14 protein-coding genes are annotated in these 13,377 nt (G+C 72.4%); 5 read left to right on the top strand and 9 right to left on the bottom strand.

The features are described 5' to 3' along the window. Positions 1-84 precede the first annotated feature (84 nt). A complete protein-coding gene (locus ACLJOU_RS15765) occupies positions 85-2,133 on the top strand; it encodes an ATP-dependent DNA helicase (RefSeq protein ID WP_410567941.1) in 2,049 nt (682 codons plus the stop codon). Between the two features lie 58 nt (positions 2,134-2,191). Continuing rightward, positions 2,192-2,533: a hypothetical protein gene (locus ACLJOU_RS15760; protein WP_410567939.1), complete on the top strand. Its 342-nt coding sequence runs from the start codon at positions 2,192-2,194 to the stop codon at positions 2,531-2,533. Here the strand turns inward: ACLJOU_RS15760 and ACLJOU_RS15755 are convergent. The 4 genes from ACLJOU_RS15755 to ctaD all read right to left on the bottom strand — a co-directional run bounded on the left by ACLJOU_RS15755 (position 2,530) and on the right by ctaD (position 6,863). Next, complete coding sequence (locus tag ACLJOU_RS15755) at positions 2,530-2,934, bottom strand: OsmC family protein (RefSeq protein WP_410567937.1); 405 nt, start codon at positions 2,932-2,934, stop codon at positions 2,530-2,532. The genes ACLJOU_RS15760 and ACLJOU_RS15755 overlap by 4 nt on opposite strands. A 16-nt stretch (positions 2,935-2,950) precedes the next feature. Further along, positions 2,951-3,730 carry a peptidyl-tRNA hydrolase gene (locus ACLJOU_RS15750; RefSeq protein WP_410567936.1) on the bottom strand — a complete coding sequence of 260 codons (780 nt, stop codon included), beginning with the start codon at positions 3,728-3,730 and terminating at the stop codon, positions 2,951-2,953. Continuing rightward, positions 3,727-4,956, bottom strand: a complete 1,230-nt coding sequence (gene serB, locus ACLJOU_RS15745) for a phosphoserine phosphatase SerB (protein ID WP_410567934.1) — start codon at positions 4,954-4,956, stop codon at positions 3,727-3,729. The genes ACLJOU_RS15750 and serB overlap by 4 nt, the downstream gene beginning before the upstream one ends. A 119-nt stretch (positions 4,957-5,075) precedes the next feature. Beyond that, a complete protein-coding gene (gene ctaD, locus ACLJOU_RS15740) occupies positions 5,076-6,863 on the bottom strand; it encodes a cytochrome c oxidase subunit I (protein WP_410567932.1) in 1,788 nt (595 codons plus the stop codon). Between the two features lie 135 nt (positions 6,864-6,998). Between ctaD and ACLJOU_RS15735 the strand changes: the two genes are divergently transcribed. Continuing rightward, positions 6,999-7,811 (top strand): phosphotransferase, encoded by an 813-nt coding sequence (locus tag ACLJOU_RS15735; protein WP_410567930.1) that lies wholly within the window; start codon positions 6,999-7,001, stop codon positions 7,809-7,811. Here ACLJOU_RS15735 and ACLJOU_RS15730 read toward each other — a convergent pair. Next, entirely contained in the window at positions 7,799-8,560 is a 762-nt protein-coding gene (locus ACLJOU_RS15730; RefSeq protein WP_410567928.1) for an alpha/beta fold hydrolase, read from the bottom strand. The two genes, ACLJOU_RS15735 and ACLJOU_RS15730, sit on opposite strands and share 13 nt — an antisense overlap. On the opposite strand from ACLJOU_RS15730, the gene ACLJOU_RS15725 reads away from it, so the two are divergent. Then, positions 8,559-9,098, top strand: coding sequence for a GNAT family N-acetyltransferase (locus ACLJOU_RS15725; protein WP_410567926.1), 540 nt, complete (start codon positions 8,559-8,561; stop codon positions 9,096-9,098). The two genes, ACLJOU_RS15730 and ACLJOU_RS15725, sit on opposite strands and share 2 nt — an antisense overlap. A gap of 35 nt (positions 9,099-9,133) precedes the next feature. On the opposite strand, the gene ACLJOU_RS15720 is transcribed toward ACLJOU_RS15725, so the two are convergent. The 3 genes from ACLJOU_RS15720 to ACLJOU_RS15710 all read right to left on the bottom strand — a co-directional run bounded on the left by ACLJOU_RS15720 (position 9,134) and on the right by ACLJOU_RS15710 (position 11,974). Continuing rightward, positions 9,134-9,439 carry a hypothetical protein gene (locus ACLJOU_RS15720; protein ID WP_410567924.1) on the bottom strand — a complete coding sequence of 102 codons (306 nt, stop codon included), beginning with the start codon at positions 9,437-9,439 and terminating at the stop codon, positions 9,134-9,136. 187 nt (positions 9,440-9,626) lie between these two features. Then, positions 9,627-10,727, bottom strand: coding sequence for an NAD/NADP octopine/nopaline dehydrogenase family protein (locus tag ACLJOU_RS15715; protein WP_410567923.1), 1,101 nt, complete (start codon positions 10,725-10,727; stop codon positions 9,627-9,629). Positions 10,728-10,849: 122 nt separating this feature from the next. After that, positions 10,850-11,974 carry an alkaline phosphatase family protein gene (locus ACLJOU_RS15710; protein WP_410567922.1) on the bottom strand — a complete coding sequence of 375 codons (1,125 nt, stop codon included), beginning with the start codon at positions 11,972-11,974 and terminating at the stop codon, positions 10,850-10,852. Between the two features lie 45 nt (positions 11,975-12,019). Between ACLJOU_RS15710 and ACLJOU_RS15705 the strand changes: the two genes are divergently transcribed. Next, complete coding sequence (locus ACLJOU_RS15705; RefSeq protein ID WP_020640946.1) at positions 12,020-12,232, top strand: FmdB family zinc ribbon protein; 213 nt, start codon at positions 12,020-12,022, stop codon at positions 12,230-12,232. Here ACLJOU_RS15705 and ACLJOU_RS15700 read toward each other — a convergent pair. After that, complete coding sequence (locus ACLJOU_RS15700; RefSeq protein WP_410567920.1) at positions 12,229-13,347, bottom strand: trans-sulfuration enzyme family protein; 1,119 nt, start codon at positions 13,345-13,347, stop codon at positions 12,229-12,231. The genes ACLJOU_RS15705 and ACLJOU_RS15700 overlap by 4 nt on opposite strands. Between the last annotated feature and the right edge of the window lie 30 nt (positions 13,348-13,377).

Below are 13,377 nucleotides of genomic sequence, written 5' to 3'. Positions count from 1 at the left end.
CCGCGCGGGAGGTCCCCGCGACGCGAGTGGCCCGTTCGCGACGGAGCACCGATCTCTGTCGGTGGTGACGGCTAATGTGTCGCTGTGCCCGCCCGAACCGATTTCCCCGGCGTCCTCGAACTCCTCACCCACGCGGTGGAGTCCGTCGGCGGTGCCGAACGACCGGGGCAGGTCCAGATGGCCGACGCCGTCGGCCGCGCCATCCGCACCGGTGAGCACCTGGCCGTGCAGGCCGGCACCGGCACCGGCAAGTCACTGGCCTACCTCGTGCCCGCGATCCGCCACGCCGTCGAAAAGGAGGCCACGGTCGTGGTCTCCACGGCCACGATCGCGCTGCAGCGCCAGCTCGTCGACCGCGACCTGCCGCGCCTGGCGAAGGCGCTGAAGAAGCCGCTGGGCCGCGAGCCGACCTTCGCCATCCTCAAGGGCCGCCGCAACTACATGTGCCTGCACCGGCTGGATTCCGGCGCGCCGGACGAGCCGGAGGACGCCCAGCTCTTCGACCCGTTCGCGGTGTCGCGGCTGGGCAAGGAGGTCACGCGGCTGCGGGAGTGGGCGTCGGACACCGAAACCGGCGACCGCGACGAGCTCGTCCCCGGTGTCACCGACCAGGCGTGGCGCCAGGTCTCGGTGACGGCGAAGGAATGTCTCGGCGCTTCGCGCTGTCCGATCGGCACGGACTGCTTCGCCGAGAAGGCCCGCGCCGAGGCCGGCCGGGCGGACGTCATCGTCACCAACCACGCGCTGCTGGCGATCGACGCGCTGCAGGGCTACCAGGTCCTGCCGGACCACGACGTGGTGATCATCGACGAGGCCCACGACCTGGTCGACCGCGTCACCTCGGTCGCCACCGGCGAGCTGACCAGCGCGATGTGCGCCGCGGCCGCGCGCCGCTGCGGCAAGCTCATCGACGCCGACGTCGCCGACGGCCTGCTGGAGGCGGGTGACGGGCTGGCGCTGATCGTCGACGACCTGCCCGCGGGCCGGATGGACGAGCTGCCGCGGCCGCTGAAGGGTGCGATCCCGGCGATCCGCGACGCCGCCCACCGGTGCATCACGGCACTGGGCAACGACCGCAAGGAGGACGTCGAGGGGGCCACCGCGCGCAAGCTGGCGCGGTCGCTGCTCGACGAGGTGCACGACACCGCGGTCCGCCTGCTCGAGGCGTTCGACGAGGACCAGGCGCACCAGCGCGACGTCGTCTGGCTGTCGGGCGACAAGTACTCGTCGAACCCGCGGCCGCCGGCGCTGAAGGTGGCGCCGCTGGGGGTGGCCGGCCTGCTGCGGGAGCGCGTGTTCAACCAGCACACGACGATCCTGACGTCGGCGACGTTGACCCTGGGCGGCACGTTCGACACCATGGCGCGGCAGTGGGGTCTCCCGCCCGGCGCGGCCCGGGTGGAGCAGGCGCCCGGCGCGGCGACGGAGAAGGAAGCGCCGTCGGACGACTCGGGCCCGAAGTGGACCGGCCTGGACGTCGGCTCGCCGTTCGACCACCGGCGCAACGGCATCCTGTACCTGGCCAAGCACCTGCCGCCACCGGGCCGGGACGGCCTGACGTCGTCCACAATGGACGAACTGGCCGAGCTGATCGAGGCCGCGGGCGGGCGCACGCTCGGCCTGTTCTCCTCGATGCGGGCGGCCAAGCAGGCCACCGAGGAGATGCGCGAACGGCTGGACTTCCCGATCCTGTGCCAGGGCGACGACGCGACATCGCTGCTGGTCCAGAAGTTTTCCGAAGACGTCCGCACGTGCCTGTTCGGCACGCTGAGCCTGTGGCAGGGCGTGGACGTGCCCGGGCCGTCGCTGCAGCTGGTGGTGGTCGACCGGATCCCGTTCCCGCGCCCGGACGACCCGGTGTCCTCGGCGCGGCAGCGCGCGGTGGAAGCCCGCGGCGGCAACGGGTTCCTCACCGTGGCGGCCACGCACGCGGCCCTGCTGCTGGCGCAGGGCACCGGGCGGCTGCACCGCGCGGTCAGCGACCGCGGAGTGGTGGCGGTGCTGGATTCGCGCCTGGCGAACGCCCGCTACGGCGGCTTCCTGCGTGCATCGCTGCCGCCGTTCTGGCCGACGATGGACCCGAAGGTGGTGCGGGAGGCACTGCGCCGGCTGGACGCAGCCGCGCCCGCGTGACGCGGTGCACAGCCGCGCCCGGTACGGTGAAGCCACCGAAGCAACAAGGGAGCACCGGTTGACCCAGGATTCGTCCAGCGCCCAGTCCCGGACCGTCAGCGTCGACGACACCGGAGTGCGGCGGCGGCTCGCGGACGGCAGCGAAGAGGCTGTCACGTGGGCCGGCCTGTCGTCGGTGATGGTGCGGGTGATCCCCGACGGCCCGTGGAACGAAGACGTGTTCTTCATGCTGGTGGGCACCGACGGCAAGGGCACCGCGGTACCCAGCGGCGACCCGGCGGCCGACGCCCTCATCGAGCGCCTGCAGGCGCTTCCGGGCTTCGACAACGAGAAGTTCATCGAGGCCATGACGACCGACGCCGACCAGGCCTACGTCGTCTGGGAATCCAGCACGAACTAGGCCTGCGGGAAGGTTTCCGTCACAGGAATCCCCTTCTTGAGCGTCCGGCTCACCGTGCAGAGCCGCTCGATCGCGCGGTCGACGGCGCCGGCGAGCGCTTCCCGCTGATCCGGCGCCAATGTCGACACGTCGACATCGAAAGCGACGTGCACGGCGTCCAGTTCCGAAGCCCCTTCGCGCCGGTCCGCGGTCACCGTGACGCGGAATTCGGCGTCTTCGCCGATCCGCCGGGTGATCAGCTCTTCCGCGGTCACCGCACTGCAGCCCGCGGCCGCGATCTGCAGCAGCTCGGCCGGCGAAAACGCCCCCTCGGCGCCCTTGCGGCCCAGCCGGACCTCCGCGCCGCGCTCGTTGCGGCCGACGAACGCGTGCTCGCCCGTGCGTTCCACTTCCAGTGTCATGCCCGCTCCAACCGGCTCAGCCGGCCACTTGTTCCGGCGCCCACTGGGCGAGCACCGTGATCGTGCCCGGATCGACCTCCGTGAACCCGGCGTCCCGCACCGCGATGACGCGGTCGCGCCGCCACGCGCCCTCGGGGTCGTCGCCGGGGTGCAGTTCCTTCCACTGCACGGAGCTCGCCGTGCGCACGGCGACCCGGAACCCCCGCTCGGCCCACGCCGCTCGCTCGGCGTCGCCCAGCAGCGCGGCGAGGATCATCGTCGCGTGGCCGACCTGGGCGGCGCCCTTGCCGACGGTCATCGGCACGTGCGGGTTGAGCAGCAGCAGCGGCACGCCGCCGGGGACCGGGCCCGGTTCGTCCGGCGGCAGCTCGCTGCCGGAGATCTGCAGCCGCGCGACCTCCTTGGGCGTCTCGGTGACCAGGCCGGGCACGAGCGCCCGCGCCTCGGCGCCGTCGACCTCGACGGTGATGCCCGGCAGGTCCTGCACCGCCGCCCAGTGCGCGCCCCGCGCCCGCCGCGCGACCTTCCGGATCCGGTTGTCGAGCCAGGCGTGCATCGGCTCGGCCCACTCGCCATCCGGCTGCGAACGCTCGTCCAGGCACACCGCCAGCGCCGCCGCGGCCGCCGCCTCCAGCAGGGGCGTGCGGCCGGGCGGCTCGGCCCGTTCGATGCGGAGGATGACCGGCATCGCGCGGACTTCCTCGGGGAGCTCGTCGGAGGTGTCCGAAGTGTCTTCGGCCGGCAGCCCCAGCCAAAAGGCGTAGCGGGCGCCCAGGGGGTCGAGAACGCTGCTCACGGACGCATCAGCTCGAGCCCGTCGGCGGCGTCGGCCGCTTCGACCTCGCCGCGGGTGAGGCCGAGCACGAACAGCACGGCGTCGAGGTACGGGTGCGACAGCGCGGTGTCGGCCACCTCGCGCAGCGCGGGCTTCGCGTTGAACGCGACACCCATGCCCGCGGCCGACAGCATGTCGATGTCGTTGGCGCCGTCCCCGACGGCGACGCACTGCTCGAGCGGGATGTCGTACTCGGCGGCGTAGCGGCGAAGCACCTTCGCCTTCCCTGCTCGGTCGACAACGTCACCGATGACCTTCCCGGTGAGCTTGCCGTCCACGATCTCGAGCTCGTTCGCCACCGCGAAGTCGAGCCCGAGCTCCTCCGCCAGGCCCGCGATGACCTGCGTGAAACCGCCCGAGACGACGCCGGTGCGGAACCCCATCCGCTTGAGCGTCCGGATCGTCGTGCGCGCGCCGGGGGTCAGCTCGATCGACGCGGCGACCTGGTCGATCGCCGTCGCCGGCAGGCCCGCCAGCAGCGCGACCCGCCGCTCCAGCGACTCGGTGAAGTTCAGTTCGCCGCGCATGGCCGCTTCGGTGATCTCGCGGATCTCCGGCTCGACCCCGGCGTGCGCCCCCAGCATCTCGATGACTTCGCCCTGGATCAGGGTCGAGTCGACGTCGAACACGACGAGCCGCTTCGCCCGGCGCGTGATGCCCGCCCGCTCGACCGCGATGTCGATCCTCGCCTCGACGGCGGCGTCGGCGAGTTCCGAACGCAGCGCGGCGTCGGCTTCGGGAGTGTCCCGGTCGACCGAGACGTACAGCTCCAGCCCGGTCACGGGGTAGTCGGCGACGCTGCGGATCGCGTCGATGTTCGCCCCCAGCGAGGCCAGCCGGCGCGCGACCTCCGAGAAACCGCGCGCGGTGACCGGGCGGCCGAGGATGACCAGCACGTGCGAGGAATCGCGGCGGCCGAGGGCGAACGGGTCGTCCCCGATCGCGCTGCCGATCTTGACGTCGACCTGCATGCCGACCGACGCCATCGCCTGCTCGACCGCCTCCTGCAGCCCTTCCGGGTCGCGGTAGACCCCGGCGAGCACGCCGAGCACCAGCTGCCCGCGGATGACCACCTGCTCGACGTCGAGCACGTCGACGTCGTGCCGGGTCAGCACGGCGAACAGCACGGACGAGACACCCGGCTTGTCGGGGCCGGTGGTCGTGATCAGGACGGGGGTCTGGGTCACTCTCGTCATCCCTCGCTCGGCAACGCTGCAGGGCCAGTCTGCCGGTCCGGGGTCGGGCATAAGTAGAGCGCGTGCCCGGCTTCACAAAAGCCGGGCACGCGCTCACTCGATCGGGGGTGCTACTTGTCGCCCTGCTCGCTCGCGTTGTCGTTCGAGTGATCCCCGGGGATCACCGCTTCGGTGAGCAGCTGCGACGGCGCCGCGTGGCTGTTGACCTTCTGCTTCCCGAAGAAGCCGATCTCGCCTTCGGAGTGGATGCGTTCGATCATGTGCGGGTAGTGCAGCTCGAACGCGGGCCGCTCGGAGCGGATCCGGGGCAGCTCGGTGAAGTTGTGCCGCGGCGGCGGGCAGGACGTGGCCCACTCGAGCGAGTTGCCGTAGCCCCACGGGTCGTCCACCGTGACGATCTCGCCGTACCGGTAGCTCTTGAAGACGTTCCAGATGAACGGCAGCGTCGAGGCACCGAGGATGTACGCGCCGATCGTGGAGATCGTGTTCAGCGTGGTGAACCCGTCGGTGGACAGGTAGTCCGCGTACCGGCGCGGCATGCCCTCGGCCCCCAGCCAGTGCTGGACCAGGAACGTGCCGTGGAAGCCGATGAACGTGGTCCAGAAGTGCCACTTGCCGAGTTTCTCGTCCATCATCCGGCCGGTGATCTTCGGGAACCAGAAGTAGATGCCGGCGAAGGTGGCGAACACGATCGTGCCGTAGAGCACGTAGTGGAAGTGCGCGACGACGAAGTAGCTGTCCGACACGTGGAAGTCGATCGCCGGCGCGGCCAGCAGGATGCCGGTCAGGCCGCCGAAGAGGAACGTGACGATGAAGCCCATCGAGAAGATCATCGGCGTCTCGAAGGACAGCTGGCCCTTCCACATCGTGCCGATCCAGTTGAAGAACTTGATGCCGGTCGGGACGGCGATCAGGAACGTCATGAAGGAGAAGAACGGCAGCAGCACGGCGCCGGTGGCGTACATGTGGTGCGCCCACACCGCGACCGACAGGGCCGCGATGGCCAGCGTCGCCCAGACCAGGCTCTTGTAGCCGAACAGCGGCTTGCGGCTGAACACCGGGAAGATCTCCGAGACGATGCCGAAGAACGGCAGCGCGACGATGTACACCTCGGGGTGGCCGAAGAACCAGAACAGGTGCTGCCAGAGGATCACGCCGCCGTTTTCGGGGTCGAACACGTGCGCCCCGAGGTGCCGGTCCGCCAGCAGGCCCATCAGTGCCGCGGTCAGGATCGGGAAGGCGAGCAGGATCAGGATGCTCGTGACCAGGATGTTCCAGGTGAAGATCGGCATCCGGTACATCGTCATGCCCGGCGCGCGCAGGCAGACCACGGTGGTGATCATGTTGACCGCGCCGAGGATGGTGCCGAGACCACCGATCACCAGGCCGGAGATCCACAGGTCCGCGCCGACGCCCGGCGAGTGGATGGCGTCCGACAGCGGGGTGTAGGCGAACCAGCCGAAGTCGGCGGCGCCACCCGGGGTCAGGAAGCCGGACATCACGATCAGGCCGCCGAAGAGGTACAGCCAGTACGAGAACGCGTTCAGCCGCGGGAAGGCGACGTCCGGCGAGCCGATCTGCAGCGGCAGGATGAAGTTCGCGAAGCCGAAGAGGATCGGGGTCGCGTACAGCAGCAGCATCACCGTGCCGTGCATGGTGAACAGCTGGTTGTACTGCTCCTGCGACAGGAACTGCTGACCGGGGCGCGCCAGCTCGGTGCGGATGAGCATGGCCATCGCGCCGCCCGCCATGAAGAAGGCGAACGACGTGACCAGGTACATGATCCCGATCTGCTTGTGGTCCGTGGTGCGGAACAACCGCAGCAGGTACGAACCCTTGACCGACTCGCGCGCGGGATACGGGCGCGTCGCGATCGGCTTGGGGGCTACGGCCGTCACTCCTGCCTCCAACACTGAAACCTTGTGGTGGTCATCGTCGCGCCACCGGGGCTCGGGAAAGCCCGATCCGGCGGCTTAGGGGGATCGTAGCCCTCGCTACCGACAGTCGCGCGCACCGGCTGGCAAGATCGGGCCGTGGCCGACGACTACACCCGCGCGGCGGTGCGCGCGGCCCGCGCCGTGACCGCCCGGCTGGGCCTGCCCGCCCACGAGCCCGAGCTGCTCCACGAGCGGTCGAACGTGCTGGTGAGACTGGGTCCGCTGGTCGCCAGGGTGCCGGCGACCACCCGCCTCGCGCGCACCGGCCCGGCGTGGCAGGAGCGGGACGTCGCGGTGTCGGAGTTCCTCACCGACCGTGGTGTGCGCGTCGTCTCACCCAGTACGGATCCCCCGGCCGGGCCCCATTTCGCCGAGGGTCTTCCGGTCACGCTCTGGCACCACACCCCGCACGACCCGGGCCACCGGTACGCCCCCGAGGTCGTCGCGCGATCGCTCGCCGAGGTGCACGCGGCCCTGCGTGAGTACCCCGGCGAACTGCCCCGGCGGGGCCCGCTGGCCGACCTGGACCGCATCTTCGACCGGCATGACCTGGACCCCCGCTTGCGCGCGGAGGCGGCCCGGCTCGCGGCGGCGCTGCCGGACGCCGCCGTGCAGCCGCTGCACGGCGACGCGCACCCCGGCAACCTGATCGCCACTCCCGCCGGTCCGTGCTGGCTGGACTTCGAGGACACCTGGTGCGGCCCGCTGGCCTGGGACCTCGGGATCCTCGGCCGCCAGGGTGGCCCCGAGTACCTCGCCGCGTACCCCGCTTCCGTGGACGAAGCCGCCCTTCGCGCCTACACGCGGCTTCGGGAGCTGTACTCCGTCGTGTGGCACCACGTCGTCGCGATCCGGTTCCCGGACCGGCTGGCGGGCGCCCGCGCGGCGCTCGCCGCCTACTTCTCGTGAGTCGCCGGGTACCAGGACAGGATCGCCTCGACCACGCCCGCGGGGTCTTCCAGCGGCGTCAGGTGCCCCGCGTCCGGCAGCACGACGAGCGTCGCGCCGTCCATCGCCCCGGCCATCTCGCTCGCGGCGGCCACCGGGGTGATCGGGTCCTCTTCGCCGACGATGACCAGCGCCGGGACGTTCGAGTTCCGCAGCAGGTCCAGCGAGCCGGGCCGGGTCCGCAGCGCCAGCGCGGTCCAGGCGACGCCCGCGGGTGGCTGGGACTCGATGATCTCCCGGACCGTCTCGACGAGCTCGGGACGCTGTTCGCGCGTCGACGCGGCCAGCAGGGTGGGCAGGTTGGCCTCGGCGAGCCAGCCTTCGATGCCTTCGGCCTCGACGCGCGCGGCGACGTCGAGCCGCGTCCGGGCGGCCTCGGGCGTGTCGGGCGCGGCCTTCGTGTCGATGAGGACGAGGCCGCCGACCCGCTCCGGCGCGAGCCGCAGCACGGCCATCGCCAGGTAGCCGCCCATCGAGCAGCCGCCGAGCACGACGCGGCCGAGTTCCAGCCGGTCGAGCAGGGCGACGACGTCCCGCGCGGCGTCTTCGAGCCGCGGCTCGCGCGGGGACTCCGGCAGCGGCGAGCGGCCGAGCCCGCGCTGGTCCGGGGTGATCACCCGAAGGTGTGAAGCGAGGGGCTCGCGCACCGCGTTCCACATGCGGGAATCCAGGGGGAAGGCGTGGAGGAGGACCAGCGGCAGTTCGGTCATGCGCGTCATTTTGTCGGACCCCCTCGCTAGTTTCGCCGATGTGTTCACCGACATCGAAACCGACCGGCTGCTGCTGCGTCCGCTCCACGAGGCGGACCGGCAGGCGATGGTCGACATCCACACCGACCCGCGGACCAACCGCTTCCACCCCGACCCACCCGACGTCCCGCGCGCGTCGGCGATGTTCTCGGAGTGGCTCGCGCACTGGGCCGGGCACGGGTTCGGCTACCCGGCGGTCTTGGAGCGCGGCGGTACCGAGGTGCTCGGCGTGTGCGGCGTGCGGTGGCGCGAGTTCCACGGCGAGAAGGTGCTCAACCTCGGCTACCGGTTCCGGCCCTCGGCGTGGGGCAAGGGGTACGCGGTGGAGGCGGGGCAGGCGGTCCTGGAGTGGTGCGCCCGCGAGCTGCCGTCCGTGCCGGTGCTGGCGAGCGTGAGCGTCGCGAACAAGCCGTCAGTGCGGGTGGCGGAGCGCCTCGGGTTCACCGAGTACACGGAGGAGGTGTACGACGGCGCGATGTCGCGGCACTACCGGCGCTGAGCGCCGGGCGGTGTTTGACAACTCCAGAGCGGAAGTCACCAGCGGCGGGAGGGCCGCCGCCGGGCCCGCGCTTCCCAGCAGGCCCGGTGCCAGTGCCGGCGGTCGGCGACCGAACCGGTCTCGTCGGCGGGCCAGACGACCAGGTGCGGCGTCCCCGGCCGGATCTCGTGGTCGCAGCCGGGGCACCGGTAGACCTTGGTGGCCTGGCTCCCGGGCACGGTCCGCACCAGCCAGTCCCCGTCCGCCCCGGCCTCGGCCCGCGCCCACCCGGTGGCGGCCCCGAGGTCGCGTTCGGGCGGCCCACCGTCCGAGCGGCGGCCGGGACGGTTGCGTCGTGGCACCCCCCAACGTTAACCGCCACCCCCGCCCGGCCCTCCAGGCCCGCAACCCGACCCTCCCGGCACGTGAGTCGACCCTCCAATCACGAGTGATGCCTCTCCAATCACGCGTGATGCCCCTTCAATCACATGTGATGCCCCTCCAGTCACGAGTGATGCCTGCTCGATCACGAGGGATACCCGGCGGAGCTCACGCCGCCCGGTCCGTCACGCGGGGGTCGGCACCCAGCCGGTCCAGGATCGCCTCGTGGCCGAGGCCGTCCCAGCCGAGGCGGTGGAGGGTGCGGCCGGTCCGGCGGAAGTCCTCGCCGCCGAGCACGGACATGATCGTGATCGCCGCGTCGACCACCGGCGTGGCGACGCCGGCGCAGCGGGCGAGGGCCTGCAGCGGCACCAGCGTCGAGCGGATGTCCTCGGTGAGGAAGCGGTGGTCGAGGCTGGTCGGCGCGGCGATCGTCCGGTACGGCCGCACCGTCCGGAGCGCGTCGAGCAGCGTCGTGGCCGGGCAGCCGTAGTAGCGGTCGAGGACCTCGGTCATGGGCAGCAGCCGGGCGCCGTAGGCGTGCGCGACGGCGGCGAACTCGGCTTCGGTGCGTTCGAGCAGGGCGATCGTGCGCGCCGAAACGCCTTCGACGTAGAAGAGGAGCTCCTCCGCGCGGTCGAGGGTGCCGAGGTTGGCGAGCGCGATCGGCACGTGCGCGACCGCGCCGAAGTCGTGCAGGCCGCGTTCCACTGGGTTGCGCGCGAGCTCCAGCATGGGGAACCACTCCCGCAGCAGCCCGGCGTGCCGGGCGACGGCGGTCGCGGTGCTGCCGGAGATCAGGTTCCACACCTTGACGCCGAGCACGGTCACGCCGTCGGTTCCGGACGGCCGCGCGGCGAACAGCGCATCCGTCTCCACGACGTCGACGCCGGGCGCCCCGGCGGCGGCGAGCGCGTGGGCGAACTCGACGCTCCCGCAGAGCTTGCTCGAGAACAGCACCACGACCTGTCCCCGGCGCAGGTGGGGCGCGATCCGGGCGGCGATCTCCGGGTAGGCGGTCGTCACGGCGGCGATCAGGACGACGGCCCGCCCACCCAGCCCGGCCGGGTCCGCGGTCACCTCCCGCAGCGGGAACCGCCCGTCGAGCACCCCGTGCGCGGCGATCTCCCGGCGGCGCGCGATCTCCGCCACGGCCCGGAGATCGCGCGTGTGGAGGTGCACGGGCAGCTCCCGCGCGGCCAGGTACGCGGCGACGGCCCGCCCCTCGCCGCCCGCCCCGACGACCCCGACCCCGTCCAGCACGCTCATCCCGCCCTCTCCCGTCAGTCCGGTACGCAGTGGAGAGGTCGGCACCGGAACGGGGAAAGTTCCCGCGGGAGCCCGTTCCCGGAGTGCGGGCACACGTCCGTGTCACCCCGTCCGAGGGACGGCTATCCCTGGGCCAACGCCAGCGGCACCAGCTGCTCGGCGGTGGTGAGCGACCCGTGCTGCCCGATCATCGACGTCTCCACGGCCTCCGCGAGCCCGCGCACCATCCCGAACCGGCCCCGGGCCGCGGCGACGACGTCGCCGATGCGCGGCAGCACGCGGTCGCTGACCGTGTGCCCGAACCAGCCCTCGGCGACGGCCTCCTCGCGCGAGCGCACCCAGGCCCGCTCGCCGAGGACCTCCCGCCAGGCCGCGAGGACGTCGGCGGCCGCGCCGGGCTCGGTGTAGACGTGCCGGGCCCGGATCTCTCCCCCGAACGTCCGGACGCCGGCCAGCAGCTCCGGGCTGTCCTCGAGATCGAGCTGGTCGTCGACGCTCACCATCCCGTGATCGGCCACCACCGCGAGCAGCGCACCCGGCGGCAGACCGTCCACAAGGGACTCGACGAGCCGGTCGATCTGCCGCAGCTGCATCCGCCACGCGGTCGAACCGGGGCCGTGGATGTGCCCGAGCAGGTCGAGTTCGCTGTGGTAGGCGTAGCAGAACGCGCGCCCGCCGAGCACTGACAACGTCCGCGCGGCGAGGTCGCCCAGTGCGTGCACGCCGGCGTACTGCGCTCCGCTCTGGGTGGCCAGGGTCAGGGCCGTGTCGCGGAACCGGGCGGACGACACCACGGCCGCATCGATGCCCGCCGCGGCGGCGCGCTCGAACGTCGTCGGCAGCGGCTGCACCTCGCGGGGCGGGAGGGCGCCCCGCAGATCGCTGCCGTCTTCGTGGCTGCACCAGCGCAACGCGTTGAGCACGCCGGTGCCCGCCATTTCGAAGGTGTAGCCCACCATCCCGTGCTCGCCCGACGCGAGCCCGGTGCCGATGGCGGCGACCCCGGCGGCCGTCGTCGACGGGAAGCCCACGCGCAGCGGCTCGCGGGCGAGCTCGGTCAGCACCGGGGCGTCCGCGGCGTGCTCGGCGAGCAGTTCCCAGCCGAGCCCGTCGACGAGCAGCACGCCCGCGCTGCGCGCTTCCGGCAGCGTCAGGGCGTTCCCGCAGCCGGGCACCCCGAGCGCGGCGAGCAGGGACGGGACGACCTGGCCGAGGTGCGGGACGCCGGCGAGCGAAGGGGGCTGCACGCGCCCAGCTTCCCATCCCCGGGCGCCTCCGGCGATAATCGCGGCATGCCGACCTACGCCTACCGCTGCCGCGAGTGCACCGAGACGTTCGAACTCCTGCGCCCGATGAGCGAGTCCGGTGCGCCGGCGGCCTGCCCGGAGGGCCACGCCGACACCGTCAAACTGCTCACCACGGTCGCCCTCACCGGGGCCGCGAGCGGTCCCGCGGCCCCGGCCGGCGGTGGCGGTGGCTGCTGCGGTGGCGGCTGCTGCGGCTAAAGCGCCTTCAGCGCCTGCTCCAGATCGGCCCACAGGTCCTCGACGTCCTCGAGGCCGACTGACATCCGGACCAGCTGGTCGGAGACGCCGGCGCCGTGGCGGTCGCGCTCCTCGACGATCCGGTGGCTGATCGAGCCCGGGTGCTGGATGAGCGTGTCGACGCTGCCCAGGCTGACGGCCGGCGTGATCAGCCGGACCGCCCCGATCAGCGCGTGCGGGTCGCCGCCGACCTCGAACGCCACCAGCGGACCGCCGATGCGCGGGTAGTGGACGGCGCTCACAGCCGGGTGCTCGCCGAGCCGTGACGCCAGCGTCGCCGCGGTTTCGGACGCCGCGTTGACGCGCAGCGGGAGCGTGGAAAGCCCGCGCAGCAACAGGTAACCGGCCAACGGGTGCAGCACGCCGCCGGTGGCGAAGCGGATCTGGCGCAGCCGCGCGGCCTCCTCGACACCGCACGCGACGATCCCGCCCATCACGTCGCCGTGGCCGCCCAGGAACTTGGTCGCGCTGTGCAGCACCAGCCGGGCGCCGTGGCGGCCGGGGCGCTGGAGCACCGGGGTCGCGAACGTGTTGTCCACCAGGAGAGGCACCTCTCCACAGGCGAGGGCCAGCTCGGCGAGGTCGGTCTCGGCCAAGGTCGGGTTCGCCGGCGTCTCGACGAACACGAGCCCGGTGTCCGGCCGCAGGGCGGCGGCGACGGCCTCGGGCGCGGCCCAGGTGACCTCGGTGCCGAGCAGCCCCGACTCGAGCAGGTGGTCGCTGCAGCCGTACAGCGGGCGGACCGCGACGACGTGCCTTTTGCCCTGCGCCACCGCGGAAAGCAGGCAGGCCGAGACGGCGGCCATGCCGCTGGCGAACGCGACGCCGTGCTCGAAGCCTTCGAGCTCGGCGAGCGCCCGCTCGAAGCGCTCGACGGTGGGGTTGCCCACCCGGCCGTAGATCGGCGGCCCGTCGAGTTCGGCGCCGGCGGCGAAGGCGTCGATCCGGGCGGCTTCGGCGGCACTGTCACGGGACGGGTAGGTCGTGGACAGGTCGAGCGGAGCCGCGTGCACGCCGAGGTCCGTGAGGTCGTCACGGCCGGCGTGGACGGCTCGCGTGCGCAGCGAGGAAGTCATGCCAGCATCGTCGAGCTTTCACCGGATCGA

The organism is Amycolatopsis sp. cmx-4-61, assembly GCF_046548775.1.
GTDB lineage: Bacteria > Actinomycetota > Actinomycetes > Mycobacteriales > Pseudonocardiaceae > Amycolatopsis.
This window is presented reverse-complemented; position numbering and strand designations above follow the sequence as displayed.

Excerpts from the sequence above, each read along its gene's own strand:
- ACLJOU_RS15715 (WP_410567923.1), bottom strand. The coding sequence starts at position 10,727 with ATGAGCGTGCTGGACGGGGTCGGGGTCGTCGGGGCGGGCGGCGAGGGG.
- ACLJOU_RS15700 (WP_410567920.1), bottom strand. The coding sequence starts at position 13,347 with ATGACTTCCTCGCTGCGCACGCGAGCCGTCCACGCCGGCCGTGACGAC.
- ACLJOU_RS15705 (WP_020640946.1), top strand. The coding sequence starts at position 12,020 with ATGCCGACCTACGCCTACCGCTGCCGCGAGTGCACCGAGACGTTCGAA.
- ACLJOU_RS15755 (WP_410567937.1), bottom strand. The coding sequence starts at position 2,934 with ATGACACTGGAAGTGGAACGCACGGGCGAGCACGCGTTCGTCGGCCGC.
- ACLJOU_RS15730 (WP_410567928.1), bottom strand. The coding sequence starts at position 8,560 with ATGACCGAACTGCCGCTGGTCCTCCTCCACGCCTTCCCCCTGGATTCC.
- ACLJOU_RS15725 (WP_410567926.1), top strand. The coding sequence starts at position 8,559 with ATGCGCGTCATTTTGTCGGACCCCCTCGCTAGTTTCGCCGATGTGTTC.